Below are 25,527 nucleotides of genomic sequence, written 5' to 3'. Positions count from 1 at the left end.
CATCAAAGAGTCAGCTCAAATGAAAACATTTGCTTTTGTATTTGCCCGGGGCGGTTCTAAGGGACTTCCGGGAAAAAATATCAAACCATTGGCGGGCAAACCTCTGCTGGCCCACGCCATTGAGATGGCTAAAGCGAGCAGTGTGATTGACCGGGTATTTGTGTCAACCGACGACGCGGGCATTGCTGAAGTGGCGCAATACCACGGCGCTATCGTGATTGAACGGCCTGACGCGCTTGCTACCGACACCAGCCCGGAGTGGCTTTGCTGGCGTCACGCAGTAAATTGGGTGAATGAGCATTATGGCGCGTTTGATATTTTTGTCAGCCTTCCCGCTACCAGTCCAATCCGCCGTATCGGGGATGTGGAAGCGTCCATTGAAAAGATAAAAAGTAAGGATGGCGATATTTGTATTTCCATTGCTAAAACGCACCGTAATCCCTTTTTTAATGTCGTGAAATTGCGAGAGGACGGCTTGGTGGAGCTAATGAATACGCCCGATGCGATAATCACCCGCAGACAGGATGCACCGCAGGCTTTCGATATTGTCACGTCGTTCTATACCACCACACCAGATTACATTTTGACACAGTCGGGTTTATTTGAGGGCAGGGTGTCACATGTAGAGATCCCTAAAAGTCATGCGGTGGATATTGATGATATCTATGACTTTAAGCTAGCTGAAATAATGATGAGGGAAACGGGTTGTGAATGCGCTGCTAAAAAATAAAAGTATTCTGGTAACCGGTGCCGCCGGACTGTTGGGAACGCAACTGTGCCAAGCGATCCTGGCGCAGGAAGGAAAGGTCATTGCAGTAGATTTAACGTTCGACAAGAATGACTTTTTTTCTCAGAAAAACCTGGCTGAAAATAAAAACCGGCTTGAAACGGTAAAGACGGACGTGACTCAGTCCCGTGCGGTTGAAGCGTTGTTTGAACAGATTGATAGCATCGATGGTGCCGTAAACTGTAGTTACCCGCGAAATAAGAACTACGGTCAGCACTTCTTCGATGTAACAATGGAAAGTTTCAATGATAATGTGGCGCAGAATCTGGGAAGCGCCTTTTTGTTCATGCAGCAATGCGCGAAATATTTTAAAAAGGGTACGCAGCCATTTTCATTGGTGAATATATCTTCAATTTATGGGGTGGTGGCTCCAAAATTTGAAGTTTATGAGAATACACCAATGACCATGCCAGTTGAGTATGCGGCTATTAAAGCAGCCCTGCAGCATCTGAGCCGCTATGCAGCTGCTTATGTCAATGACAGTAAGTTCAGGGTGAACTGTATCTGCCCGGGGGGTATCTTTGACAATCAGTCGCAAAGCTTCCTGAGCGCCTACAAGCAGCAAACAAATGGTAAGGGAATGCTGGATGTCGACGACGTTACCGGCTCTATCATATTTTTGCTTTCGGACTTGTCATCGTACGTTACCGGGCAAAATATTGTGGTTGATGACGGCTTCTGCTTATAGCCTCAGGTCTGAGATTTCATACTTACGTATTTATAGTGTCTGCAGAATTTTTGCCTCTCAACTATACTGTGTGCAAAAAGCGGAGGCGATATGACAGGCATAGCAGACTCTACGTCCGGTCTGGGCGTTCCGAAACAGGTTCAGGATAATAGTCAGGTTCAGGAAAAAAAGACGGATCTGATGGAAAAACTGGCCAGTGGCAAGCAAATCAATAGTGCTTCAGATGGTGGCGCCGCCCAACAGATTATTGATCGGTTCACCTCACAGATTGAGGGCAATCGACAAGCTCTTAGTAATGTTTATGACGGTATTTCGTTAACTCAGGTTGCTGAAGGTGGCCTGGAGGGCATCAACAACGATGTCTCGCGCATCCGGGAATTAACACTACAGTCGGGTAACGGCATGCTAAACGATGCGGATAAGCGCGCCCTGCAGTCTGAAATTTCCGCTTTGCAGGAAAATATATCCCGTAGTGCTGAGCAGACCACTTTTGCCGGTAAGCCCTTACTCACCGAGCAGAGCGCATTGCGCTTCCAGGCCGGCGCTGATGCCGGTGGGAATATTGATGTACAAACCAATGACGTGGTGAAAGAGATCGCGTCGGTTCTGAATATTGATGTTACCACCAACAGTGTTAATGATGCGCTGGCTGCTACAGATGCCGCGCTGGAAACCGTAGGCGCGTATCGGGCTGAGCTGGGCGCTGCACAAAACCAGCTGGCCAGTTCGGCCAGAAGCCTGACACAGGCAGATGTGAATACCTCTGCGGCACAAAGCCGTATTGCTGATACGGATTATGCACAGGCGTCATCGCAGCAGGCTGCGTTGGACGTACAGAGACAGGCAGTAATGTCGGTTCAGTCGATGGCAACGCAACAGGAAGGACAGGTGTTAGCGCTGTTAAGTTGAAGCAATGTGTCGTATCCTATTAAAAAGCAGGCTCGCCTGCTTTTTTTCTGACCAATTTTACGCGATCAATTGTTGCGCTAAGTTTGATTACCGCTACAATCATGCAGATGCGCTAGATTGTTAATAATAAAATCGCATCTTTTCGGGGATTTAATGAAGGATATTCTGCTCGTTAGTGATAACGGCGATCTTATTCATAAGCTTGAAACCATTGTTTCGTTTATTGGTGAGCCTTGCTCAAGCTGTTCGTTCAAAAGCAGTGCTGAGTATTTGAAGACTCATTCGGTAGATGCGGTTTTGGTTGATTTTTCTGTGTCCACAGCACAGGAATTGATTCTTCAGTTTCCTCACATACCGTTCGTGGCGGTCGTTGCTGAAGACGGCGTGGTCAACCCGGAGCGAAATCTTGTTGGCGCCTGTATCCTGCCAATGACCTACCCGGTGCTCACTCAGGCAATACATCGTTGTCAGGAATATAGCCGTCGTCGCCCCGGTTCAACGAAACCTTCAGGGGTAAAAACCCGGTTATTCCGTTCGCTGGTAGGTCGTAGCGAAGAGATTCAAACGGTGCGACGTCTGGTGGAGCAAGTTGCCCCCACCGATGCCACCGTATTAATTCTGGGTGAATCCGGCACGGGTAAAGAAGTTGTTGCCCGTAATGTGCACTTTTTCTCAGAACGTAAAGATGGGCCGTTTATTCCGGTTAATTGTGGTGCGATTCCCGGTGAGCTGCTGGAAAGTGAATTATTCGGCCACGAAAAGGGCGCTTTCACCGGCGCAATCAGCGCAAGAAAAGGCCGCTTTGAGCTTGCTGAAAACGGTACGCTGTTTCTTGATGAAATTGGCGATATGCCTATGCAAATGCAGGTTAAACTGCTGCGGGTTTTACAGGAGCGTACCTTTGAAAGAGTGGGCGGCAGCACGCCCATCCAGTGTAATGTGCGCATCGTTGCGGCAACACACCGCAATCTTGAAACCATGATTCAGGAAAACAAATTCCGCGAAGATTTGTTTTACCGCCTTAATGTCTTTCCTATCGATAGTCCGGCGCTTCGCGAACGACGCGAAGATATTCCGTTGTTATTACAGGAATTAATAAGCCGCATCAAAGGTGATGGTGTTGAAGGCGTGAAGTTTACCGAGATGGCCATTGCCTCGCTGATGGAGCACTCCTGGGACGGCAACGTCAGGGAGCTGTCAAATCTGGTCGAGCGCCTGAGCATTCTTTATCCCGGTCAGATTGTGGATATTCAGGATCTGCCACCTAAATACCAGTATGGCGAAGTGCAGGCATATCAGCCTGAATACCCCGAAGAATTACTTGAGCGTGATGCATTTAATGCATTATTTGCTGAATCTGCAGCGCAGGAGGACGCGCCACAAGCGCCGTCTGAGCAGAATGACGAACCCGAGTCCCATCGTTCTGATCTACCTGAAGATGGCGTCAACCTTAAAGAGTACTTGTCTGAGCTTGAAATCAACCTGATTATTCAGGCACTGGAACAACAGGATTGGGTTGTCGCGCGTGCGGCAGATAAACTGGGCATGCGCAGAACCACACTGGTTGAGAAGATGCGAAAGTACAATATTCAGCGTGACGAGACCCTCTCGTCAGATAATTGACATCCTGCTTTGCGCTCAAAACCCTTCTAATTCATTGAAAATAAAAGCTTAAATATTGGCCTGAAAACTGCTAGTTACTAGTCATTCGAAGTTACGTCTGCTTTTTGACGAGGTCGGTATGACATATGACAGCGGTCAGTTTTCAATGCAACATGATTCCCACTATGTAAATGACGTGTGCGATGCGCATTTTTCTGCGTCGTCCACCGACGAGCCGTTTACTGATTCTGCAGACGTAACAGCGCTACGCCAGCAGGCTGATCGCTTATCGCACCTGCTTCAGGTTATGCCTGCCGGCGTGATTGTGTTAGACGGTTATGGCATTGTCAGGCAGGCCAACAGCCAGGCCATTGATTTACTGGGCGAGCCGCTCGAAGGCGAGTTGTGGCGAACCATTATTGCCCGTTCCTTCAAGCCCCGTGCTGACGATGGCCACGAGGTGTCACTCATTGATGGTCGTCGTGTGAAGTTATCAATTACGCCGCTTCAAAATGAACCGGGGCAGCTGATTGTATTAACCGATCTGACCGAAACCAGACAGCTGCAAGCGCGGGTCAGTCATATGCAGCGGCTGTCCGCGCTGGGAAAAATGGTCGCCTCGCTGGCTCACCAAATCAGAACACCGTTGTCAGCGGCAATGCTATACGCGGCGAATCTGACACGTTCAGATCTTGGACAAGATGCAACGTCCGGCTTTGCACATAAGCTTACTGCACGGCTGCAGGAGCTGGAAAGTCAGGTTAATGACATGCTGCTGTTTGCCAAATCCGGCGAGGATCAGGTTGTCAGCAATCTGACGCTGACAGATTTAAAAATGGCGATAGCGCCTAACGCTATAACATTAGCCGATCAGGCGCAGCTATCCGTTGTCTTTGAAGGATTCGAACAAGATGCTGTTATGGTCGGTAATCTGACGGCGCTGCAGGGCGCTGTGCTGAATCTTGTCCATAATGCCTGTCAGGTGAGCGAACCGGGTACGCAGGTTTTGGTTAAAGCTACTGTGAATGGCGATAGTCTTTCGCTTGATGTAGCAGACTGTGGCCCGGGCGTTACTGATTCAGTTAAAGATAAAATCTTTGAGCCTTTCTTCACAACAAAAACGCACGGCACAGGACTGGGGCTGGCAGTGGTGAAATCGGTTGTGAACGCACATAAGGGCCAGCTGACAGTGACAAACAACGCCCCGGCTGGCGCTGTATTTACGATGTCTTTTCCCACTCACGCTGCGCAGTCCGCAGCGCCCAGAGCACATTCTGACGGAGAACTTGTATGAGTGAGACCACCATTCTTATTGTAGAAGATGATGCTGGCCTGCGCGAAGCGTTAATCGATACGCTATCGCTGGCTCGATACCGTGTGGTATCTGCACAAAGTGCTGAAGAAGCATTGGTGTGTCTGGGTCAGTATGCTGTCGATTTGGTTGTCAGCGATATTCAGATGGCGAAAATGAGCGGACTGGTACTGCTTAAAAATATCAAGTCGCGCTTTCCGCAAATGCCGGTTTTGCTGATGACAGCCTATGCCACCATCGATGATGCCGTGCAGGCCATGCGTGATGGTGCAACCGATTATCTGTCAAAGCCCTTTGCCCCAGAAGTGCTGTTAAACCTTGTTGAGCGCTATGCACCGGCGCGAAAAATTGAATCGACCACACCGATAGTGGCAGATCCTGCCAGTGTTCAGTTGCTGGAATTGTCGCGTAAAGTGGCGCGCTCTGATGCAACCGTGATGGTACTGGGACCCAGTGGTTCAGGTAAAGAAGTGCTTTCGCGCTATATTCATGATCAGTCCCCCCGTAGTCAGGCGCCGTTTATAGCCATTAACTGTGCAGCGATTCCGGAAAACATGCTTGAAGCGACGCTTTTTGGTTATGAAAAAGGGGCATTTACCGGTGCCGTTCAGGCCTGTCCGGGTAAATTCGAACAGGCGCAGGGCGGTACACTGCTGCTTGATGAAATTACGGAAATGGACCTGGCATTGCAGGCCAAATTACTGCGGGTCTTGCAGGAAAAAGAAGTCGAACGGTTGGGCGGCCGTAAAACCGTGCAGCTGGATGTACGGGTAATTGCCACCAGTAACCGCGACCTGAGAGACGCGGTTGATGCTGGCAGGTTCCGCGAAGATTTGTTTTACCGGTTGAATGTCTTTCCAATCACCTGGCAACCACTGGCAGCCCGCCCCGGGGATATTGTGCCATTGGCTGAGCACCTTATTGCCCGTCATGCCTCAGCGCAGGGAATGAAAAACATCACCCTGAATGCGGCTGCACGAAACAAGCTCACGCAATATGAATGGCCGGGTAATGTGCGCGAACTGGAAAATGTGGTTCAGCGAGCCCTCATCTTGTGTAACGGAGAGGCTATTGACGCCAGCGACCTGATGATTGATATGGCCGCCACACTTGCCAGTCACAGCTATGCTCAGCCTGCCGCCGAAGAGGATCCAAGCCGGCTCGGCTCGGAGCTGCGCCAGCAGGAACACCAGATCATTCTGGATACTTTAGAAGCCTGCAAGGGCAAGCGTAAGGATGTCGCCGAGAAGTTGGGCATCAGTCCGCGGACTCTGCGCTATAAACTCGCGCGCATGCGAGAGGATGGCATTGAGTTACCCGCCTGATTAACGAAGAAGCCCGGCCTGTCTGGTGCTTCTTTCCTCTATATGTTTAGAGTACGCCGCCTGACTGTAAATAAGCCAGGTGGCGCAATCGTTGTAGTCTTATAGTAACAATTTCTGTCTACTGACTCGCCGTTCGGCACTGCGTCTGACGCGCCTTCGCTTCCCTTCATTCCGATGTCTGTCATTTTTTTGGCTTTTTCTTTGTAGTGCACTGTAATCATTAGGTTTTTAAAGTTGGCCTGCTAGTTGCTTTATCTGTCATAAGTAGTGATGTCAGACAGAAATCTGACTACCAGTGATTTAGCGGAGAGTTGCAATGGACATTAAAGGAAACAGCCTGTACCAGGAAATGCAAGCGATGATCGGACAGACGCGCCTGCAGTCGACTGAAATGCCCCAGCCGCAGCAAATTCAGGAAGCCGGTAGTTCGGCCAGTGAATTTTCCACCATGCTTAAAGGCGCGCTGGAAGGGGTCAATGATATGCAGATGCAATCAAAGGATTTACAGCGTGCGTTTGAGATGGGTGACCAATCTGTAAGCCTGGCCGATGTCATGGTCTCCAAAGAGAAAGCCGGTATTGCGTTTGAAGCAACCGTGCAGGTACGCAACAAAGTGCTTGAAGCATACAAGCAAGTTATGAACATGCCGGTGTAGGTGAGGAATTACTCAGATGGCTGAAACAGGAACGAACCTTACTGTCGCTGATTCTGATGCGATGAATGCATCAACAGAGGCTGAAAATAAATCCGGCTTTATGGATACGCTGGGCAGCGCTGACATGATGCGTCAGATGGCGCTGGTCATTGTACTGGTCATCTGTGTGGCAATTGCTGTGTTCATTATGATTTGGGCGCAGGAGCCGGATTATCGCCCATTGGCGAAAATGCCGACCGAAGAGTTGATTGAAACCCTGGATTATCTGGATGCCAATCAAATTGAATATAAGCTGGAAGGCAACACAGTTTATGTTCGTAACGATGAGTTTCAGAATGTTCGGTTGGGAATGACCCGCCAGGGCCTGACACAATCAACCGATGCCGGTGCTGACATTATCATGCAGGATATGGGATTTGGTGTCAGCCAACGGGTTGAATCGGAGCGTCTGAAGCATGCCCGTGAAATGCAGATTGCTTCAACTATCGAGGATATGTCCAGCATTCAAAAAGCACGTGTGCTGCTGGCCATGCCAAAAGAAAATGTGTTTGCCCGTCGTGAGAAAAAAGCCAGCGCAACGGTCGTACTGACGGCGCGCCGGGGTAAAGCGATATCCGGTGAAGAAGTTGATGCCGTGGTGGATATCGTGGCATCAGCGGTACAAATGATGGACCCGGAAAATGTCACGGTAACTGACAGTAATGGTCGTTTGCTGAACTCCGGCTCGCAGGATTCGATGAGCGCCCGCGCCCGAAAAGAATATGAAATCGAACGTCAGCGCGAACAGGAGTATCTGGAAAAAATTGATGCGATACTGATCCCTGTTTTAGGTATCGGCAACTACACCGCGCAGGTTGATGTGTCCATGGACTTTACCGCCATGGAGCAAACCCAGCGTAGCTACAACCCCGATCTACCGGCTGTGCGCAGTGAAATGGTGATTGAGCAAAATACAGTGGGTGGCGCCAACGGTGGTATCCCTGGTGCACTGACAAATCAGCCCCCACTGGCATCTAATATTCCAGAAGATGCGACCGGTCAGGGCGGTAACGCCGTGCCGATTCCTGGCAGCAACAGCAAAGAAGAAACCCGGAACTATGAGCTGGACACCACAATCAGTCATACCAAAAAGCAGACGGGTGTCATTCGTCGTCTGAGTGTTTCAGTCGCCGTGGATTACGCACACAGTACTGCCGAAGACGGCAGCGCAACCTCAGCGCCCAGAAAACAGGATGACTTACTGAATATCCGTCGCCTGCTGCAAGGAGGCCTGGGCTTTGATGTGACCCGCGGTGACTCGTTAGAAGTGGTGAGCGTACCCTTTACTCGTATGGACAGTGGAGTTGTAGAGGAACTGCCATTTTGGGAAGATCCGAAGTTCTTACCTATACTGAAGCTGGTTACCGGCGCTCTGGTCATCATTGTACTTATTATTTTTGTAATTCGTCCGATGTTACGTCGTCTGATTAACCCTGACACGGCCAATGATTCTGATGATTATGATGCAGATGAAGGGTTGGATCTGGGTGACGAAACCATCAGTATGCTCAGCTCAGACTTTGATGAGGGGCAGGTAGGATTTGCATCAGATGGTTCATTGATGTTGCCGGATCTGCATAAAGACGAAGATGTATTAAAAGCGGTACGGGCATTGGTTGCCAATGAGCCTGAGCTATCGGCTCAGGTGGTCAAAGGCTGGCTGATGCAGGATGAGTAGTAGGAGCGTCTGACGATGGCTGAAGAACTGGCAACAAATAACGAAGAGTCCGGCTACGACGTCGGCAAGCTTGAAGGCGTTGAAAAGGCGGCCATCCTGCTGCTGAGTCTGTCTGAAGAAGATGCCGCGCAGATCCTCAAGCACCTTGAGCCGAAGCAGGTTCAAAAGCTCGGCGCAGAGATGGCCAAAGTCGATGACATGACACAGGCCAAGATCACCTCTGTGCACAAGCACTTTATTGAAGAGATCCAAAACTACAGTACTATCGGCTTCCAGAGCCAGGACTTTGTGAAGCGGGCACTGACCGCAGCGCTGGGTGAAGATAAAGCGGCCAATCTGATTGATCAGATTCTGCTGGGCAACGGTGCCAAAGGCCTGGATTCTTTGAAATGGATGGACTCCAAACAGGTGGCGTCAATTATCCGTAACGAGCACCCGCAGATTCAGACGATTGTTTTATCGTATCTTGAGCCTGAGCAAAGCGCCGAGATTCTGGCGCAGTTCCCGGAAAAAGTGCGTCTGGACCTGCTGATGCGTATTGCCAACCTTGAAGAAGTTCAGCCTGCTGCCTTGCAGGAACTGAACGAAATCATGGAGAAACAGTTTGCTGGTCAGGCGGGTACGCAGGCAGCCAAGATGGGCGGCCTGAAATCTGCAGCCGATATTATGAACTATCTGGACACCGCTATCGAAGGTCAGCTGATGGATGCTATCCGTGAGCAGGATGAAGAGATGAGTCAGCAGATTCAGGACTTGATGTTTGTCTTTGATAACCTGGTCGATGTGGATGACAAAGGCATTCAGGCTATTCTGCGTGAAGTGCAGCAGGATGCATTGCTGAAAGCAATTAAGGGCGCAGACGACGAGCTTAAAGATAAGATTACCCGCAATATGTCCAAGCGTGCCGCTGAAATGCTTACTGATGATTTGGAGGCCATGGGGCCGGTCCGTGTGTCAGAAGTTGAAACAGCACAAAAAGAAATTCTTTCTGTGGCCAGACGTCTTGCTGATTCAGGTGAAATTATGCTGGGCGGCGGTGGCGGTGAAGAATTCCTGTAACCCTTTTTCGGTAGACTAAACCATGTCTGAATATGATGATAATTTGTCCGCGGCGCAGGCTAAACTCTGGGATTTGCCGTTTGTTGACGATGCAGGCAGGGAAGCAGAGGAGGCAGATAAAACCAACGCACTGAATCGCCGCAGTGACTGGAAATATGAGCCGCCCGAAGAAGAGGAAGAAATAAAACCGCCTACGCTGGAAGAGATTGAAGCCATTCGTCAGGCGGCTCAGGACGAAGGTTACGCTGAAGGTAAACAGGCTGGTTTTGAAGAAGGCAAAGCGCAGGGCTATGAAGAAGGCCTGGAATCTGGCAGGCAAGCCGGCCACGAGGAAGGTTTGCAGCAGGGGCTGGATGAAGCAAAGTCACACATAGACGCGCAAAGCGAAATCTGGCAGGCACTGACCGATAACCTGCACGCGCCATTGAATCAGGTCACGGAAGCCTCGCGGCAGCAACTTGTACAGTTGGCCGTAGCACTGGCAAAGACTGTTATTCGTCATGAAGTCACCACTAACGAGCAGGTTATACTACAGGCGCTGGCAGAAGGCATGAAAGCACTGCCGGTTAACGAAAACACGTATCAGATTCATATGCATCCTGAGGATGTTGCGCTTATCACTGAGCATTTCGGTGCACAAAAAGTAGCGGATAAAGGCTGGCAGTTGATCGAATCACCCACGATGTCCCGCGGCGGGTGCGATATTGTCACCGCCACCAATGCCGTTGATAATTCTGTTGAGCGCAGAACCCGCGAAGTCCTCGACCGTTTTTTACTGGAGCAGGGCCTGCACCGTGACTGATCCCTTTAAGGACTATTTCAGCGACCTCAAAGACCAGATTCCGCAGCCACCCATCGTGGCGGCAGGAAAACTGGTACGCGGGATCGGCCTGACATTAGAGGCCGTAGGCTGTCAGTTGCCCGTGGGGAGTCAGTGCAAAGTGCAAACCGTTGAGGGTGAAATTGAAGCCGAGGTTGTCGGCTTTGGTGATGATATTACCTATCTGATGCCCACCGAGGCCGTACGCGGTATTGTTCCCGGTTCCCGGGTTATTCCGCTGGACAGAGAAAGCGGTTTGGCGGTAGGTATGGGATTACTGGGGCGGGTCGTTGATGGCAACGGCCAGCCACTCGATGGCTTAGGCGCGGTAAAAACCGATACCCGGATGCCTACTACACGGGCGGCCATGAACCCATTGCTGCGAAAGCCTATCAGTGAGCCGATGGATGTCGGCGTGCGCTCGATAAATGCATTAAATACCGTTGGTGTCGGACAGCGAATGGGCTTATTTGCCGGCAGTGGTGTGGGTAAAAGCGTTCTGCTGGGCATGATGACCCGTGGCAGCGAGGCAGATATTGTCGTGGTCGGCCTGGTCGGCGAACGGGGGCGCGAGGTCAAAGAATTCATTCATGAAATACTCACCGAAGAAGAGCGTCAGCGGGCAGTTATCGTCGCCGCACCGGCAGACACCTCGCCATTAATGCGCTTAAAGGCATGTGAGACTGCAGTAACTATCGCCGAATATTTTCGTGACCAGGGTAAAAATGTGCTTTTGCTCATTGATTCATTAACCCGGTATGCCATGGCGCAGCGTGAAATTGCTCTTGCTGTGGGTGAACCTCCGGCGACAAAGGGCTATCCGCCTTCCGTATTTGCCCGGTTGCCAGCGCTGGTAGAAAGAGCCGGTAATGGTTCGGAAAATCAGGGCTCAATTACGGCCTTTTATACTGTGCTGACAGAAGGCGATGATTTGCAGGATCCTATCGCGGATGCAGCCCGCGCAATTCTTGACGGTCACGTGGTCTTGTCACGCAAACTGGCAGACAGCGGTCATTATCCGGCCATAGATATTGAAGCTTCTATCAGCCGGGTTATGCCAATGGTCGTTAGTGAAGAACATCAGTTGCAGGCGCGCCGTATCCGTCAGGTGTATTCAACATACAAACAGAATCAGGATTTGATTGCTATAGGCGCTTACGCCCGCGGCTCTGATCCGCGCATCGATCTTGCGATCCGCGCAGAACCTGCCATTAACGCATTTTTGCAACAGGGAATGAAACAGACCCTGACCTTTGATGAATGCCACGAAGCGATGCAGGCGCTGGCTGGCGGACTGGGTAACGGGTAATGTATGGGACAGCTTGATACCGTCATTCGCGTGGAGCGCGACCGTGAAGAAAAAGCGGCGCAGGCTTATCAGATGGCACAGCATAGTTTGAATGAACAACGCCAGAAGTTAAGCAGCTTACAGCAGTATCGGCTGGATTATTTGCGTAATTTGCAGCAGAACGGTCAGCATGGTGGGTTAGATGCCCGCGATTATCATCAACATCTGCAATTTGTGGCCAAGCTTGATAAAGCCTGCGAGCAGCAAAACCAGATAATATCCCGAGCTTCATTAGTGGTGGATCAGCGGCGTCAGCATTATCTTCAACAACAAAAACGTCGAAAAGCCGTCGATTTCCTGATTGATAAAAAACAGCATGAGGCGGCAGTGGCGGCAGGCCGACGCGAGCAGGACCAGTTAGATGAGTTTGCCGCCCAGCGCTTTTTACGCGCAAAAACAAGATATTAACCGCTCTTCCAGACATTTTTCAGATCAGCATACAATATTGGAACACGACTTGCTGTATTCATTACAGTGACGGTTTTCCGCTTATCCAGATAAGGCTTTAAACCTGGTTTTAACAGGCCTGCGCGGGAATTTTGAATAAGGAACCTAAGGTTATGATGCAAGACATTGCCACGAAGCGTCAGGACGTTGCCGCTTTGCCGATAAATCTTGACGGTGATGTTGATCTGAAGCCTGAATCGACCAATGGTGCGGCCTTTTCGCAGGCGTTTCGGCAAAGTAGTCAGTCTGCCGGTGCTGATAAAGCGTCTGAACGAAATATGCCATCGACAGAGTCTTCTGGCGTCTCTGCTAAAAAGACAGACGCCCGCCAGAAAACCACTGATAAATCGACGGGTTCTGATAACGCAATCCAGGCCAAAGACAAGCAATCGCAGAGCGGCGAAAACAATGTCACTTCGGGTGATGCCGCCCCAGCGGTAAAAGATAAAGAAAAAGCCGGAACAGTTGGAGCGAAGGATAGTAAGTCAGATACGGTGGAAGGCGAACTGAGCGAGACGATTATTGCTCATGAAGGCACGCCAGAGGATATCGACTGGCTGGCTTATGTCGATCAAATTCGCAGCATATCAGACGCAGATAAAAACAAAGCGGTGGAAGCGGAAGCCGCAATTACCGGGCAGACGCTATCGGCAGATCCTGAGTTGCAAAATCCAGCGATGGTTGATGAAGCAACAAAAATCGCTCACTTGCTGAATCTGCAAGGCGACAGCACCGGACGTGAGCAGGATAAGATCCCCGCCATTCCTGATTTGATTGCCAGATTGGGTCATGAGATTGCGGCTCAGCAAAAAAATACGAATACAGATGCCGGTTCAACAGTAAGTGATGCATCTGCTACCCTTAAGGAATTAGCCGCGGCCATTGTCAGCGGTTTGCAAAATGAAGGTGCAGAGCAACAATTGGGAGAGGATGGCCAATCGCTTGAAGCGCTGGTGGCTAAGCTTAAAGGCTCATCGCAGTCCGATGCAGCACAACAAGATGCTGCTTTATTGTTATCGGTGATTCAGGGCCAGATTGCTGGTAAACAGACTGCCGCAGATGAGGTGACGCAAGCAGGCGCTGCTGAGTCAGTCCAGGCGATCAGTCCGAAGATGTTATCGCTGATGGAAAATATCGTCAGTCTTACTGATAAGCAGTCAGAGGATCTTGCGCAGAATATTACGGCCCGCGTAGCGGATCTGGTCCCATCAGTATCTGACAGTGCGAAAAAGCAGATCACCGATGCAATTGTGGCTGGCTTATCTGAGATGAAAACGCAGATTCAGCAGGGTCATGAGCCGGGTATCAGTTTAAAGGCGATGGTTACTGAAGCGCTGCAGCAGTCTGAGGTGAATGTGACTCCCGCTTTGAGTCAGAATATTGACCAGCAGCTAAGCCAGATCAATACGCTGCTCAATGCTGCCAGTACAACAAGTCTGGCTGCTCAACAAGCCGCGCAACTGGCTGCGCCTGACATGGCAATAACAGAAAATACACAGGTGAGAGCAGAATCCGGTACAGCTACCCGACAGGCAGAAGGCCTGTCACAGCCGGTAAATATTCATCAGCCAGATGGCCAGAAACAGCTGACTGAGAAAATACGCTGGATGGTGAACAGCCGCAATATGATGGCTGAGATCCGGTTAGATCCACCTGAAATGGGCAGCATGCAGGTACGGGTAAACGTTCAGGGTGATGCAGCATCAGTCAGTTTTATTGTGCAATCGCCTCAAGCGCGTGAAGCCCTGGCTCAGGCAGAGCCCCGGCTAAAGGATATGCTCGCACAGCAAGGTATTGAGCTTGGTGAGTCATCGGTTCAGCAGCAAAGTCAGGGGCAGTCTGATACACAGTCAGATGGTCGCGGTGGCTTCGGCGGACAGACTGCCGGTCACGGCGATGCTGATGATGGTACACAGGTGATTGAGCAGCCGCTTACCCGGCAAGCCCAGGGGGGTATAGATGATTATGCTTAATCCGTCTTTCGCATTATTGCGCTTTTATGCTGAGCATTGATAATAGCGGCTGATTAAACGAGACAAGCCTGAAGCAGTAGAGACAGAAAATGGCCGAAGAAGAATTACAGATCGAAGAAACGAGCAAAAAAAGCAAGCTCCCGCTTATTGTCATTATTATCGTGGCAGTCCTGGGGGCGGGCGGTGCAGCCTGGTACTTTTTGTTTTCCGGCAGCGATGAGCCTGTTGCCGAGGAAGCCCCGGCTCAGGCAACCCAGGCCGGTAGCGGTCAGTCTGGCAGTGCAACTACGGGTAATGCAAAAGTTGGTACAGCACTGTATGTAGCAATGCCGCGCCCGTTTACGTTTAATGTACCCGGCTCTGGACGCGATCGACTTGTGCAGATAAAGGTGCAGTTGATGGTGCGTGGCAGTGACAACGAAGAAACCGCCAAAATGCATATTCCGCTTATCGAAGGAACGCTGCTACAGGTTTTCAGCGGCAGTAACGCCGATGAGCTGATAACCGAAGCCGGAAAAGTAGCACTGCGCGAAAGTGCTGTCAGTGAAGTGCAAAAAGTAATGAATGAAACGGTTGGAGCCAATGTGGTTGAACAGGTTCTGTTCACTGGCTTCGTCATGCAATAAATCAGGAAAAGACTGTGAGTGATTTATTATCTCAGGATGAAATCGATGCCCTGTTACATGGTGTCGATGATGTAGAAGAAGATGAGGCCAGCGAATCGCCCTCTGATTCTTCAGCGCTCGAGTATGACTTCTCCTCACAGGATCGTATTGTCCGTGGGCGAATGCCAACGCTTGAGATTGTAAACGAGCGTTTCGCCCGGCATCTTCGCGTGAGCCTGTTTAATATGATGCGCCGCTCTGCTGAGGTGTCGATTAACGGCATTCAGATGATCAAGTTTGGCGAGTACATACATACCCTGTTTGTACCAACCAGTCTGAACATGGTGCGCTTTCGCCCGTTAAAAGGCACCGGCTTAATTACCATGGAAGCACGCCTGGTGTTTATTCTGGTGGATAACTTCTTTGGTGGGGACGGACGCTATCACGCCAAGATTGAAGGTCGGGAGTTTACGCCGACTGAGCGCCGGATCATCCAGATGCTGCTCAAAATTATCTTTGAGGATTATAAAGAAGCCTGGGCCCCGGTCATGGATGTATCGTTTGAGTATCTGGATTCGGAAGTGAATCCGGCGATGGCAAATATCGTAAGCCCCACGGAAGTGGTGGTTATCAGTTCTTTTCATATTGAACTTGATGGCGGCGGCGGCGATTTTCATGTGTCGTTACCATATTCGATGCTTGAGCCCATCCGCGAGCTGCTGGATGCCGGTGTACAAAGTGACAAAGAAGATACGGATCTGCGCTGGAGCAAAGCGCTTCGTGATGAAATCATGGATGTGGATGTAGAACTGTCTACCCACATGCTGGATGTTGAGGTGTCCCTCAAACAGGTCATGGAGTTTAAAGCCGGCGACATCATTCCGGTGGAAATGCCTGAACATATCACTGTTATGATTGAGGATTTACCCACGTTCAGAGCAAAACTGGGGCGTTCCAGAGATAATCTGGCTTTGAAAATTACCGATAAAATTCCTAGACCGACATCGGTTAAATCAGAGCTGCAACTATTAACCCGCGGTGGCCGCATTATTGATAATGACGCGGAACTGCAAGTACTTGAAGAAGACCTGTAACCCAGGCCTTAGCAACCAGAGGCATTGTTATGAGTGAACAAGACGGCATGGACGACTGGGCTGCCGCAATGGCGGAACAGGCTGAATCGGAAGAAAATCAGGGCGCACAAGAGGATGTTCAGCCAGCTGAGCTGGATGAATTTACCGAAGACGCACCCATAAGCTCCGAGGAAAAACGCAAGCTGGATACGATTCTTGATATTCCGGTCACCATTTCCATGGAAGTGGGCAGAAGTCAGATAAGCATCCGGAATTTGCTGCAACTGAATCAGGGCTCAGTGGTGGAGCTGGATCGGGTTGCCGGGGAGCCATTAGATGTTTTAGTAAATGGCACGTTGATTGCTCATGGTGAGGTAGTAGTAGTTAATGACAAATTTGGTATCCGACTCACCGATGTTATCAGTCAAATCGAGAGAATCAAAAAGCTTCGCTAAATCATCAATTTTATCAGGGGGTTGCGCACTGCTTCCCCTGGTGTTGCCCTTTGATGTGATGGCGCAGAGCACGCAGTCCATCACTAATCCCACCTCTGTACTGTCAATTTTTCTATCACTTCTGCTGGTTGTCGCGATTATTTTTGCGCTCGCCTATGTGATGCGACGGTTTAATGTCACCCACGGTGGTGGTGGCCAGCTGAAAGTGGTCGCCAGCATGGTAGCCGGTGCCAAAGAACGCATAATGGTTATTGAAGTGGGTGATGAGCAGCATATGATTGGCGTGACCAGTCATAATATTTCCCACCTGTGTAAACTGGAAAATAAAATTGCTCCGAATCAGCACGCGATAACCACCGGTAGTCAGTTTAAAGATAAGCTGGTTAAAGCCATGGCGGGCAAAATGAATCCATCGGTGAAGGGAGACGACAACGATGCGAAATAAATCGCTTTTAACCTGTTTGGGTGTACTGCTGGTAAGCTTGTTGGCGATGCCTGCGTTTGCGCAGCAGGGCATTTCGGCCGTGACGGTATCCACCAACCCCGACGGTACTCAGGATTATTCCATGACGCTACAGGCGCTGTTCATCATGACAGCCTTAAGCCTGATACCCGCGTTTATCATGATGATGACCTCCTTTACCCGCATCATCGTTGTGCTGTCTATCCTGCGCCAGGCGATTGGTTTACAGCAGTCACCGTCTAATCAGATTCTTATCGGCGTCAGTCTGTTTTTGTCGTTATTTATTATGGCGCCAGTCTTTGATGAGATAAACGAAAAGGCATTACAGCCATATCTGGATGAACAGATGACAAGCAAGGAGGCCTTTGAGGAGGCAAAAGCGCCGATGCGCGCCTTCATGTTATCGCAGACGCGGGTCAAAGATTTGGAAACCTTTGTGCGCATTGCCGGCGACGAGGATAAATATCAGGAGCCTTCAGAGGTGCCGTTGACAATTTTAATCCCGTCATTTGTGACCAGTGAGCTTAAAACCGCGTTTCAGATAGGTTTTATGCTGTTTATCCCGTTTCTAATCATTGATTTGGTGGTGGCATCTATACTCATGGCAATGGGTATGATGATGTTGTCACCGATGATCGTGTCATTGCCCTTCAAGTTGATGCTCTTTGTGCTGGTGGATGGCTGGAATCTTATTTTCGGTACCCTGGCTACCAGCTTTGGAATGGGCGTGTAGGAGGCATTATGTCACCCGAAGTATTTGTAGAGATACTGCGTGAAGCCATGTTCATGGTTATTTTGCTGGTGTCTGCCGTCATTGTCCCCAGTCTGATTGTGGGATTGATTGTTGCCGTTTTTCAGGCAGCGACTTCTATCAACGAACAAACCATGAGTTTCTTACCACGTTTGATTGTGACCTTACTGGCATTGAGTTGGGGCGGAAACTGGCTGGTTAAAAAGCTGATGGATTTCTTCTATAACATGGTTGAGCAAATTCCGCAGGTTGTTGGCTGATAATGCAGTACGAGCTAGACGTTGTTTTCCAGTTTCTGGCTGATTCGACCTTGCCGTTTATGCGCATTAGCGGCATGTTTGCAGCGATGATTGGTCTGAGCGCCAAAACGCTACCACCGCCGGTCAGGGCGCTACTTGCTGTTTTTCTGACGCTGGTGATTATGCCGGTTGTCGATCCGGTCCCGGTAGATAACCTGGTCGGACTGGGCACGTTTATGGAGATTATCCGCCAATTGCTGATCGGCATCGCCATGGGTTTTGTGTCTATGATGGTGTTGAACACCTTTGTGTTGGCAGGCCAGATCGTTGCCATGCAAACCGGTTTGGGGTTTGCCTCGATTGTTGATCCGGTAAATGGGATTAACGTGCCTGCGGTGGGTCAGTTTTATCTGATTCTGGCAACATTGCTGTTCTGGGCAATGGACGGCCATTTATCTATGATCCAGATGGTGGTGGCCAGCTTCGATGCGTTTCCGATTGGTGGTGCCTGGTTTACCGGCGAGCAATTGCGTGAAGTTGCTCACTGGGGAGCATGGATGTTTATTTCTGCCGTCACCTTGTCATTGGCGCCTATTGTTTCTCTGCTGATTGTTAACCTGGCGTTCGGTGTAATGACCAAGGCGGCACCGCAGTTAAACATTTTCAGTATTGGTTTTTCCATTGCGCAAATCACCGGGCTGTTGGTTATCTGGATTACACTGGATAACTTTATCGCCCATTTTTCCGCGCAATGGGGCAGGGCAGAACAGTTCATCTGTGAACTGGTTCGGATTTGTCCGGGTTAAGGAGGGGAACTCGTGTCTGACGCTCATGATAAAACAGAAGAACCCACACAGAAAAAGCTCGACGATGCCCGAAAAAAGGGGCAGCTTGCCCGATCCAAGGAGTTATCAACGGCGCTGGTGCTTATCATCAGTGCCTTCATGTTTTTGCTTATTGGCAGCGTTGTCGCCGAAGATATTTTTGTAATGACCAAGCGCATGTTCACTCTGTCGCGCGATGAAACCTACGATATCTCACATATGTTTTCGGCAAGCGGCGAAGCCTTGATGTCTGTTGCCTGGCCTGTCTTGCTATATATGATTGTCTCTATGCTGGCCGGCATCTACGGCAGTATCGCACTAGGCGGATTTAACTTTAGCTGGGAATCAGCGGCCCCGAAAGCCAATAAGATCAATCCCATTAACGGCTTTAAACGCATGTTTGGCCCTAACGCAATGGTGGAGCTACTGAAAGCCATTGCGAAATTCTTTGTTATTGGTGCCATTGCTATTGGCGCGTTGTTTTACTTTAAAAACGAGGCGCTGCATCTTGATCGGGAGATGTATCCCCTTAACCTGTTTCATGCCATGAGTATGCTGGAATGGGCATTTTTGTTTCTTACTCTGGGTATGATCCCTATTGCCCTGATTGATGTGCCCTATCAGATGCACAAACACAATAAAGAGCTGAAAATGACCAAACAGGAAGTCAAGGACGAGCATAAGAATGCCGAAGGTGACCCACAGGTTAAAGGCCGCATCCGTCGGTTACAGTTCCAGGCTGCCGCCAACCGAATGATGCAGGATGTCCCGGATGCTGATGTGGTTGTCACCAACCCGACCCATTATTCGGTAGCCATTAAATACGAGGAAGATGGCAATCGTGCGCCGGTGGTCGTGGCCAAGGGGCAGGATGAACTGGCTATGCATATTCGTAAAATTGCCACGGCGCATGATGTTCCGCTGATCCCTTCGCCTATGCTGACGCGGGCTATCTTCTATTCTACGGAAGTGAACGAAGAGGTACCGAATAAGTTATTCATGGCCGTGGCGCAGGTACTGGCGTATGTCTATCAGCTGCGCGCTTACAAAGCGGGTAAAGGTCAGCGTCCTAAGCCACTGAAAAAAGATCTGCCCATTCCTGAAGAGCTACGCCGCTGATTATCGTGCGTGTAAAATCTTGCATGTATCTGATTTTTAGTGCGTTTAGCTTTCCGCTTTTCACTGTCAAAAAACGACCTCTAAATATGGCACGGTAGTTGAACTATCTCTGCTATCGCATTCTTTTAGCGTCAAAATTCTGATAGTGAGAGATTCCACGCAATGCAGTTAGCAGCTTATCTACAGCGGTTCGATAAAAATCAGTTGCAAAAATTCACCAGCGGTTTGGGTGCGCCCATCGTACTGTTGGCGATTATGGGCATGGTTATTCTGCCAATGCCGCCATTTTTGCTGGATGTGCTGTTCAGTTTTAACATCGCATTGTCACTGGTCATCATTCTGGTGGCGGTCTTCACCCAACGTCCTATCGATTTTGGTATCTTTCCGCTTGTTCTGCTGATTGCCACCGTACTGAGGCTGGCACTTAACGTCGCCTCCACACGGGTGGTCCTGCTGTATGGCCATGAGGGCGGTGATGCCGCCGGAAAGGTGATTGAAGCATTTGGCGCCGTGGTGATTGGCGGTAACTATGCAGTCGGTGTGGTGGTGTTTGCCATCTTACTGATCATTAATTTTAAAGTAGTGACGGCCGGTGCGGGGCGTATTTCTGAAGTTAATGCCCGTTTTACCTTAGATGCCATGCCCGGTAAGCAGATGGCCATCGATGCTGATCTGAATGCTGGTTATATTGACCAGGATCAGGCCCGTCATCGCCGCGAAGAAATCACCGCTGAAGCGGATTTCTACGGGTCGATGGATGGTGCGTCAAAGTTTGTCAAAGGTGACGCGGTAGCCGGTCTGTTTATCATGCTTATCAACATTGTCGGCGGTCTGTTCATCGGCATGATTCAGCATGATCTGACCTTTGGTAACGCCGTTGAGGTCTATACCATTTTAACCATCGGTGATGGTCTGGTAGCGCAAATTCCGTCGCTGCTGTTATCAGTTGCTACCGCCATTATTGTGACCCGGGAAAACGAAACCCAGGAGATGGGTAAGGAAATCCGTAGTCAGTTAGGCAATCAACAGGCGCTGTATATTGCCTCTGCGGTCTTGTTTGTCATGGGTATCATTCCCGGCATGCCACACATTGCGTTTTTAGGCTTTTCTGCCATTGCCGGTGGGTATGCTTACTGGCAAACCAAGCAGGCTAAGAAGGCTGAGCTGGAACCTGCGGCAACGTCGCTGGCCACTGATGAACCGGTTGAAGCACCTGAAGCCAAAGAGCTTGGCTGGGACGATGTCCAGCAGGTTGACACAATTGGTCTGGAAGTCGGCTATCGTTTAATCCCGCTGGTTGATAAGTCCCAGGGCGGCGAGCTGCTAACCCGTATCAAAGGGGTGCGTAAAAAGCTGTCACAGGAACTGGGCTTTCTCATTCCGCCGGTGCATATTCGCGATAACCTGGATTTGGATCCCAATGCTTATACTATCGCCATGCTGGGCGTCACCATTGGTGATGCACAAATCAGTCATGATGAAGAACTGGCAATTAATCCGGGGCAGGTTTTCGGAAACCTGGATGGCCGGCCTACCCAGGATCCTGCGTTTGGCCTGGATGCGGTGTGGATTAAGCCCAGCCAGCGCGAGCACGCTCAGACGCTTGGTTACACCGTGGTAGATGCTGCGACGGTGGTGGCCACGCATTTATCGCAGCTACTGACCAATAATGCCTATCAGTTACTGGGTCATGAAGAAGTGCAGCAGTTACTGGATATGCTGGCTAAATCAAATCCCAAGCTGGTGGAAGGGCTGGTACCGGATATTTTGCCCCTTAGTACGGTGGTTAAAGTACTGCAGACGCTTCTTTTTGAAGGTGTGCCCATTCGGGATATGCGAACCATCGTGCAAACGTTGAGTGAGTACGGTACCAAGAGCCAGGATCCTGACGTGCTGGTCTCTGCCGTGCGCATTTCACTTAAACGACTTATCGCGCAGGAGATTTGTCAGGGTACTCCGGAGATCCCCGTCATAACTCTGGCGCCAGAGTTGGAACAGATGTTGCACCAGTCCTTACAAGCAGGCGGAGAAGATGGCGCAGGTATTGAACCCGGGCTGGCAGACAGGCTACAGAAATCGTTACAACAAGCCAGTCAGCAACAGGAATTAGCCGGTGAACCAGCGGTATTGCTGACATCAGGTATGCTAAGACCGGTACTTTCCCGCTTCTTTAAATATTCTGTCAATGGCCTGAACGTCCTGTCTTATCAGGAAGTGCCGGATGACAAACAAATACGAATTGTCAGTTCAGTGGGTCAATAATCTGACGCACGGGTTGTAAAGAGGTTGCAATGAAAATCAGACGTTTTTTTGGCAAAGACATGCGCGAAGCGATGAATGCAGTGAAAGCTGAACTGGGCAGTGATGCGGTGATCATGTCAAACCGCAAGGTTGCTGATGGTATCGAGCTGGTTGCAGCCTATGACAAAGAGCCGGAAGTGAATCTGCAGGCGAAGCGTCCGGCAGCTCAACAAAAACAAGCAGCAGGTAAAGCCGTGCCCAGCCTGAGCGAAATCATCGGTGATGATGGTCCTGACAGCTTGCGCGCATTGCTTGAAAAGCAAGTTGAAAAAGCGCAGCGTCAGGCACCGGCGCATCCGGTGTCAGAATCTATCAATGCCGCAGCACAAGCTCCCGAACGGCCAGCACCCAGTGCACGCACAGAGCAGCCTGCCTCACGCGGTCAGAATATTAATTATTTCGAAGATGACCATGAACTGGATTTAGAACGTCCGGTAGCACACAGCGATACTACGACCCAGTTTACCGGTCAGTCAGCGACAGACACGACGTCCGGCCAAAGCGATCTTGACGCGATTAAGGAAGAGCTGGCGTCGCTGCGAAATGTACTGCAGTTTCAGGTTGCCGGTCTGATGAATGACAAACAGCAACGTCAAAGTCCCACCCACAGCTACCTGACCCGCTGTCTGGAAGGTATGGGCCTGAGCTACTCTCTGGCAGAGCAGCTGGTCAACTATACGCCTAAAGAATATAACGAACGTGAGGCCTGGGTGTATTTACTCAACCTTTTGGCTAATCGTCTTCATGTATCGGGTAATGATATTCTGCAACAAACCGGTGTGGTTGCGCTGGTCGGTCCTACCGGTACAGGTAAAACCACTACCGTGGCGAAACTGGCAGCACGCTACGCGCAAAAATACGGCGCTGATGAAGTGGCAATGATTACCATTGATACGTACCGGATTGCAGCCTACGAGCAGCTAGCCACCTACGGCAAAATAATCGGTTGTACTGTGCGAAAAGCTCAGTCCAGTGAAGAGTTGGCAGAGCTGTTGTTTCAGCTACGCCATAAGCGTATGGTGCTTATTGATACCGCCGGATTCAGTCAGCGCGATAGTCGTTTGATTAAACAGCTATCGAAATTTGATAATGGTCAGATGCAACCGGTCAGAAAGTACCTGGTTGCACAGGCGAATACGCAATACCCGGCGTTACAACGTATAATCAACGCGTTTGACGGCGTGAAACTGGATGGCTGTATTTTCACAAAGCTGGACGAATGTTACAGCCTGGGAGAGGTGCTCAGCGTGGCGATCGAACATGCGCTACCGGTCAGTTATGTGACCGATGGCCAGCAAGTCCCTGAAGATATTAAAGTAGCGGATGCAAAATCTCTGGTATCGGCCGCTGCAAAGCTTTATAAAAAGTACGGTTTGAATCATACTAACGGCAATCACCTTGGAAATGCAGCACGGGCAGTATGATTGAAGATCAAGCGAGTAGCTTACGAAAGATGAATCAGTCACGATTAATCAAAGTTATCGCCGTTACCGGCGGTAAAGGCGGGGTGGGTAAAACCAATATAACCCTGAACACTGCCATCTCTATGGCTAAGCAAGGCAAGCGCGTAATGGTGCTTGATGCTGACCTGGGACTGGCGAATGTGGATGTTATGCTCGGCTTGCGTGTAGAGAAAAATCTGGCGCACGTGTTATCGGGTGAATGCACTCTGGATGAGGTATTAGTCACCGGTCCGCACGGTATCAAAATCGCGCCGGCAACGTCTGGCACGCAGTCGATGACAGAGCTGACGCCCACCGAGCATGCCGGACTTATCCGAGCATTCAGTGAGTTGCGTTCGCAAATTGATGTTCTGATTGTTGACACCGCAGCCGGTATTTCTGACATGGTGCTGAGTTTCTCCAAAGCATCGCAGGATATCATGGTGGTGGTCTGTGATGAGCCTACCTCACTGACCGATGCTTATGCGCTGATAAAGATTCTGAACCGCGAGCATGGTGTGTTCCGGTTTAAAATTGTGGCTAATATGGTCAGAGACGCCAGAGAAGGGCAGGAACTTTTCAGTAAGTTGTCTAAAGTTACTGGTCGTTTTTTGGATGTTGCACTAGAGTTAGTCGCAACCATTCCATTTGATGAAAATATTCGTCGCGCAGTACGAAAACAAACTGCAATTGTGGATGCATTTCCAGGATCGCCGGCTGCGATTGCCATCTCTCGACTGGCAAGCAATGCAGCTAACTGGCCGGTGCCCAATCAACCGGGCGGACACCTGGAATTTTTCATTGAACAGTTAATCTCACAAAAAGCTACGGGAACGCCACGTTGAATAGCAAAGCGGCTGCTTACTCACAGCAAATCGATAAATCCCAGCTTGTCGAAAGGCATGCGTCATTGGTCAAACGAATTGCCCATCACCTGATGGCACGATTGCCAGCCAGCGTGCTGGTAGACGATTTGATTCAGGCCGGGATGATTGGTTTGCTGGAAGCCGCAAGAAATTTTGACGGTTCCAAAGGCGCCAGCTTTGAAACCTTCGCAGGTATTCGCATTCGCGGCGCCATGCTTGATGAGATCCGTAAGGGCGACTGGACACCGCGTTCTGTGCATAAAAATGGCAGGGCCATCACCGATGCCATTAACGAGGTTGAGCGTGAGACCGGTCGTGATGCCAGAGACACTGAAATTGCAGCGAAACTGAATGTCGATATTGATACCTATCATCAGATGCTCAATGAAGTAAATGCAGGCAAACTGGTAGGTATCGAAGATTTAGGGGTGTCCGAAGACGTTATTACGGCGCCAACCAATCAGGGCAATGATTTGCCCTTGGAAGATTTAATGCAGGGGGCGTTTCAAAAGGCCCTTGCACAGGCAATCACCACATTGCCTGAGCGTGAAGCAATTGTGTTGTCATTATACTATGATGAAGAGTTGAATTTGCGCGAAATTGGTGACGTGCTCGATGTCAGTGAATCCAGGGTCAGCCAGATTCACAGTCAGGCCATGTTAAAATTAAAAGCTAAAATGCAATCGTGGCGTGCCGATAACTAAGCACAATGAATAACGATTAATAATAATTTACTAGTCCCCAGTG

The 25,527-nt window shown here is 50.0% G+C and carries 25 protein-coding genes; all 25 read left to right on the top strand.

The genetic code is table 11. From position 1 onward, the window contains the following. Window positions 1-19 precede the first annotated feature (19 nt). Entirely contained in the window at window positions 20-730 is a 711-nt protein-coding gene (locus HHX48_RS06320) for an acylneuraminate cytidylyltransferase family protein (RefSeq protein ID WP_191023300.1), read from the top strand. After that, window positions 708-1,475 (top strand): oxidoreductase, encoded by a 768-nt coding sequence (locus HHX48_RS06315; protein WP_191023297.1) that lies wholly within the window; start codon window positions 708-710, stop codon window positions 1,473-1,475. Before HHX48_RS06320 ends, HHX48_RS06315 begins: the two co-directional genes overlap by 23 nt. A 90-nt stretch (window positions 1,476-1,565) precedes the next feature. Further along, entirely contained in the window at window positions 1,566-2,384 is an 819-nt protein-coding gene (locus HHX48_RS06310; protein WP_191023295.1) for a flagellin, read from the top strand. Window positions 2,385-2,537: 153 nt separating this feature from the next. Then, a complete protein-coding gene (locus HHX48_RS06305; protein WP_191023293.1) occupies window positions 2,538-4,007 on the top strand; it encodes a sigma-54 dependent transcriptional regulator in 1,470 nt (489 codons plus the stop codon). A 118-nt stretch (window positions 4,008-4,125) separates the two neighbouring features. Then, window positions 4,126-5,280, top strand: a complete 1,155-nt coding sequence (locus tag HHX48_RS06300) for a sensor histidine kinase (RefSeq protein ID WP_223858080.1) — start codon at window positions 4,126-4,128, stop codon at window positions 5,278-5,280. Further along, window positions 5,277-6,623, top strand: coding sequence for a sigma-54-dependent transcriptional regulator (locus HHX48_RS06295; RefSeq protein ID WP_191023292.1), 1,347 nt, complete (start codon window positions 5,277-5,279; stop codon window positions 6,621-6,623). The genes HHX48_RS06300 and HHX48_RS06295 overlap by 4 nt, the downstream gene beginning before the upstream one ends. Before the next feature lie 316 nt (window positions 6,624-6,939). After that, entirely contained in the window at window positions 6,940-7,278 is a 339-nt protein-coding gene (gene fliE / locus HHX48_RS06290; protein ID WP_191023289.1) for a flagellar hook-basal body complex protein FliE, read from the top strand. A 16-nt stretch (window positions 7,279-7,294) separates the two neighbouring features. Then, window positions 7,295-8,995: a flagellar basal-body MS-ring/collar protein FliF gene (fliF, locus tag HHX48_RS06285; protein WP_191023288.1), complete on the top strand. Its 1,701-nt coding sequence runs from the start codon at window positions 7,295-7,297 to the stop codon at window positions 8,993-8,995. Window positions 8,996-9,010: 15 nt separating this feature from the next. Then, entirely contained in the window at window positions 9,011-10,054 is a 1,044-nt protein-coding gene (gene fliG, locus HHX48_RS06280; RefSeq protein ID WP_139756999.1) for a flagellar motor switch protein FliG, read from the top strand. 22 nt (window positions 10,055-10,076) lie between these two features. Next, complete coding sequence (gene fliH, locus HHX48_RS06275; RefSeq protein ID WP_191023286.1) at window positions 10,077-10,856, top strand: flagellar assembly protein FliH; 780 nt, start codon at window positions 10,077-10,079, stop codon at window positions 10,854-10,856. Beyond that, entirely contained in the window at window positions 10,849-12,183 is a 1,335-nt protein-coding gene (gene fliI / locus HHX48_RS06270; RefSeq protein ID WP_191023284.1) for a flagellar protein export ATPase FliI, read from the top strand. The genes fliH and fliI overlap by 8 nt, the downstream gene beginning before the upstream one ends. A 3-nt stretch (window positions 12,184-12,186) precedes the next feature. After that, a complete protein-coding gene (fliJ, locus tag HHX48_RS06265) occupies window positions 12,187-12,630 on the top strand; it encodes a flagellar export protein FliJ (RefSeq protein ID WP_191023282.1) in 444 nt (147 codons plus the stop codon). 152 nt (window positions 12,631-12,782) lie between these two features. Further along, window positions 12,783-14,642 (top strand): flagellar hook-length control protein FliK, encoded by a 1,860-nt coding sequence (locus tag HHX48_RS06260; protein ID WP_191023280.1) that lies wholly within the window; start codon window positions 12,783-12,785, stop codon window positions 14,640-14,642. An 89-nt stretch (window positions 14,643-14,731) separates the two neighbouring features. Continuing rightward, window positions 14,732-15,268 (top strand): flagellar basal body-associated protein FliL, encoded by a 537-nt coding sequence (gene fliL / locus HHX48_RS06255; protein WP_191023278.1) that lies wholly within the window; start codon window positions 14,732-14,734, stop codon window positions 15,266-15,268. A 14-nt stretch (window positions 15,269-15,282) separates the two neighbouring features. Beyond that, the gene (gene fliM, locus HHX48_RS06250; RefSeq protein ID WP_191023276.1) at window positions 15,283-16,341 is read left to right on the top strand and encodes a flagellar motor switch protein FliM; all 1,059 of its coding nucleotides are present in this window, start codon (window positions 15,283-15,285) and stop codon (window positions 16,339-16,341) included. A gap of 29 nt (window positions 16,342-16,370) precedes the next feature. Further along, entirely contained in the window at window positions 16,371-16,775 is a 405-nt protein-coding gene (gene fliN / locus HHX48_RS06245) for a flagellar motor switch protein FliN (RefSeq protein WP_191023274.1), read from the top strand. A gap of 28 nt (window positions 16,776-16,803) precedes the next feature. Continuing rightward, window positions 16,804-17,220, top strand: a complete 417-nt coding sequence (gene fliO, locus HHX48_RS06240; RefSeq protein ID WP_191023687.1) for a flagellar biosynthetic protein FliO — start codon at window positions 16,804-16,806, stop codon at window positions 17,218-17,220. Beyond that, window positions 17,210-17,971: a flagellar type III secretion system pore protein FliP gene (fliP, locus tag HHX48_RS06235; RefSeq protein WP_191023272.1), complete on the top strand. Its 762-nt coding sequence runs from the start codon at window positions 17,210-17,212 to the stop codon at window positions 17,969-17,971. Before fliO ends, fliP begins: the two co-directional genes overlap by 11 nt. 8 nt (window positions 17,972-17,979) lie before the next feature. Continuing rightward, window positions 17,980-18,249: a flagellar biosynthesis protein FliQ gene (gene fliQ / locus HHX48_RS06230; RefSeq protein ID WP_191023270.1), complete on the top strand. Its 270-nt coding sequence runs from the start codon at window positions 17,980-17,982 to the stop codon at window positions 18,247-18,249. Between the two features lie 2 nt (window positions 18,250-18,251). Further along, the gene (gene fliR, locus HHX48_RS06225) at window positions 18,252-19,034 is read left to right on the top strand and encodes a flagellar biosynthetic protein FliR (RefSeq protein ID WP_191023268.1); all 783 of its coding nucleotides are present in this window, start codon (window positions 18,252-18,254) and stop codon (window positions 19,032-19,034) included. 12 nt (window positions 19,035-19,046) lie between these two features. After that, entirely contained in the window at window positions 19,047-20,171 is a 1,125-nt protein-coding gene (gene flhB / locus HHX48_RS06220) for a flagellar biosynthesis protein FlhB (RefSeq protein WP_191023266.1), read from the top strand. Between the two features lie 162 nt (window positions 20,172-20,333). Then, window positions 20,334-22,433, top strand: coding sequence for a flagellar biosynthesis protein FlhA (gene flhA, locus HHX48_RS06215; protein ID WP_191023264.1), 2,100 nt, complete (start codon window positions 20,334-20,336; stop codon window positions 22,431-22,433). A 29-nt stretch (window positions 22,434-22,462) separates the two neighbouring features. Then, window positions 22,463-23,896 (top strand): flagellar biosynthesis protein FlhF, encoded by a 1,434-nt coding sequence (flhF, locus tag HHX48_RS06210; protein ID WP_191023262.1) that lies wholly within the window; start codon window positions 22,463-22,465, stop codon window positions 23,894-23,896. Continuing rightward, the gene (locus tag HHX48_RS06205) at window positions 23,893-24,759 is read left to right on the top strand and encodes a MinD/ParA family protein (RefSeq protein WP_191023260.1); all 867 of its coding nucleotides are present in this window, start codon (window positions 23,893-23,895) and stop codon (window positions 24,757-24,759) included. Before flhF ends, HHX48_RS06205 begins: the two co-directional genes overlap by 4 nt. Then, window positions 24,756-25,484: an RNA polymerase sigma factor FliA gene (locus HHX48_RS06200; RefSeq protein ID WP_191023258.1), complete on the top strand. Its 729-nt coding sequence runs from the start codon at window positions 24,756-24,758 to the stop codon at window positions 25,482-25,484. The genes HHX48_RS06205 and HHX48_RS06200 overlap by 4 nt, the downstream gene beginning before the upstream one ends. Window positions 25,485-25,527 lie beyond the last annotated feature (43 nt).

Origin of the sequence: Salinimonas profundi (assembly GCF_014750655.1) — a bacterium.
GTDB classification, from domain to species: Bacteria; Pseudomonadota; Gammaproteobacteria; order Enterobacterales; family Alteromonadaceae; genus Alteromonas; species Alteromonas profundi_A.
The sequence above is the reverse complement of the archived record's forward strand: the minus strand, read 5'-3'. Positions and strand labels throughout refer to the sequence as shown.

What these genes read in the sequence shown, in the direction of transcription:
- fliG (WP_139756999.1), top strand. Translation starts at nt 9,011, where the DNA reads ATGGCTGAAGAACTGGCAACAAATAACGAAGAGTCCGGCTACGACGTC.
- HHX48_RS06300 (WP_223858080.1), top strand. Translation starts at nt 4,126, where the DNA reads ATGACATATGACAGCGGTCAGTTTTCAATGCAACATGATTCCCACTAT.
- HHX48_RS06260 (WP_191023280.1), top strand. Translation starts at nt 12,783, where the DNA reads ATGATGCAAGACATTGCCACGAAGCGTCAGGACGTTGCCGCTTTGCCG.
- fliF (WP_191023288.1), top strand. Translation starts at nt 7,295, where the DNA reads ATGGCTGAAACAGGAACGAACCTTACTGTCGCTGATTCTGATGCGATG.
- flhA (WP_191023264.1), top strand. Translation starts at nt 20,334, where the DNA reads ATGCAGTTAGCAGCTTATCTACAGCGGTTCGATAAAAATCAGTTGCAA.
- HHX48_RS06310 (WP_191023295.1), top strand. Translation starts at nt 1,566, where the DNA reads ATGACAGGCATAGCAGACTCTACGTCCGGTCTGGGCGTTCCGAAACAG.
- fliQ (WP_191023270.1), top strand. Translation starts at nt 17,980, where the DNA reads ATGTCACCCGAAGTATTTGTAGAGATACTGCGTGAAGCCATGTTCATG.
- fliP (WP_191023272.1), top strand. Translation starts at nt 17,210, where the DNA reads ATGCGAAATAAATCGCTTTTAACCTGTTTGGGTGTACTGCTGGTAAGC.
- HHX48_RS06295 (WP_191023292.1), top strand. Translation starts at nt 5,277, where the DNA reads ATGAGTGAGACCACCATTCTTATTGTAGAAGATGATGCTGGCCTGCGC.
- HHX48_RS06305 (WP_191023293.1), top strand. Translation starts at nt 2,538, where the DNA reads ATGAAGGATATTCTGCTCGTTAGTGATAACGGCGATCTTATTCATAAG.
- HHX48_RS06205 (WP_191023260.1), top strand. Translation starts at nt 23,893, where the DNA reads ATGATTGAAGATCAAGCGAGTAGCTTACGAAAGATGAATCAGTCACGA.
- fliE (WP_191023289.1), top strand. Translation starts at nt 6,940, where the DNA reads ATGGACATTAAAGGAAACAGCCTGTACCAGGAAATGCAAGCGATGATC.
- fliH (WP_191023286.1), top strand. Translation starts at nt 10,077, where the DNA reads ATGTCTGAATATGATGATAATTTGTCCGCGGCGCAGGCTAAACTCTGG.
- HHX48_RS06320 (WP_191023300.1), top strand. Translation starts at nt 20, where the DNA reads ATGAAAACATTTGCTTTTGTATTTGCCCGGGGCGGTTCTAAGGGACTT.
- flhF (WP_191023262.1), top strand. Translation starts at nt 22,463, where the DNA reads ATGAAAATCAGACGTTTTTTTGGCAAAGACATGCGCGAAGCGATGAAT.
- fliR (WP_191023268.1), top strand. Translation starts at nt 18,252, where the DNA reads ATGCAGTACGAGCTAGACGTTGTTTTCCAGTTTCTGGCTGATTCGACC.
- fliN (WP_191023274.1), top strand. Translation starts at nt 16,371, where the DNA reads ATGAGTGAACAAGACGGCATGGACGACTGGGCTGCCGCAATGGCGGAA.
- fliJ (WP_191023282.1), top strand. Translation starts at nt 12,187, where the DNA reads ATGGGACAGCTTGATACCGTCATTCGCGTGGAGCGCGACCGTGAAGAA.
- fliL (WP_191023278.1), top strand. Translation starts at nt 14,732, where the DNA reads ATGGCCGAAGAAGAATTACAGATCGAAGAAACGAGCAAAAAAAGCAAG.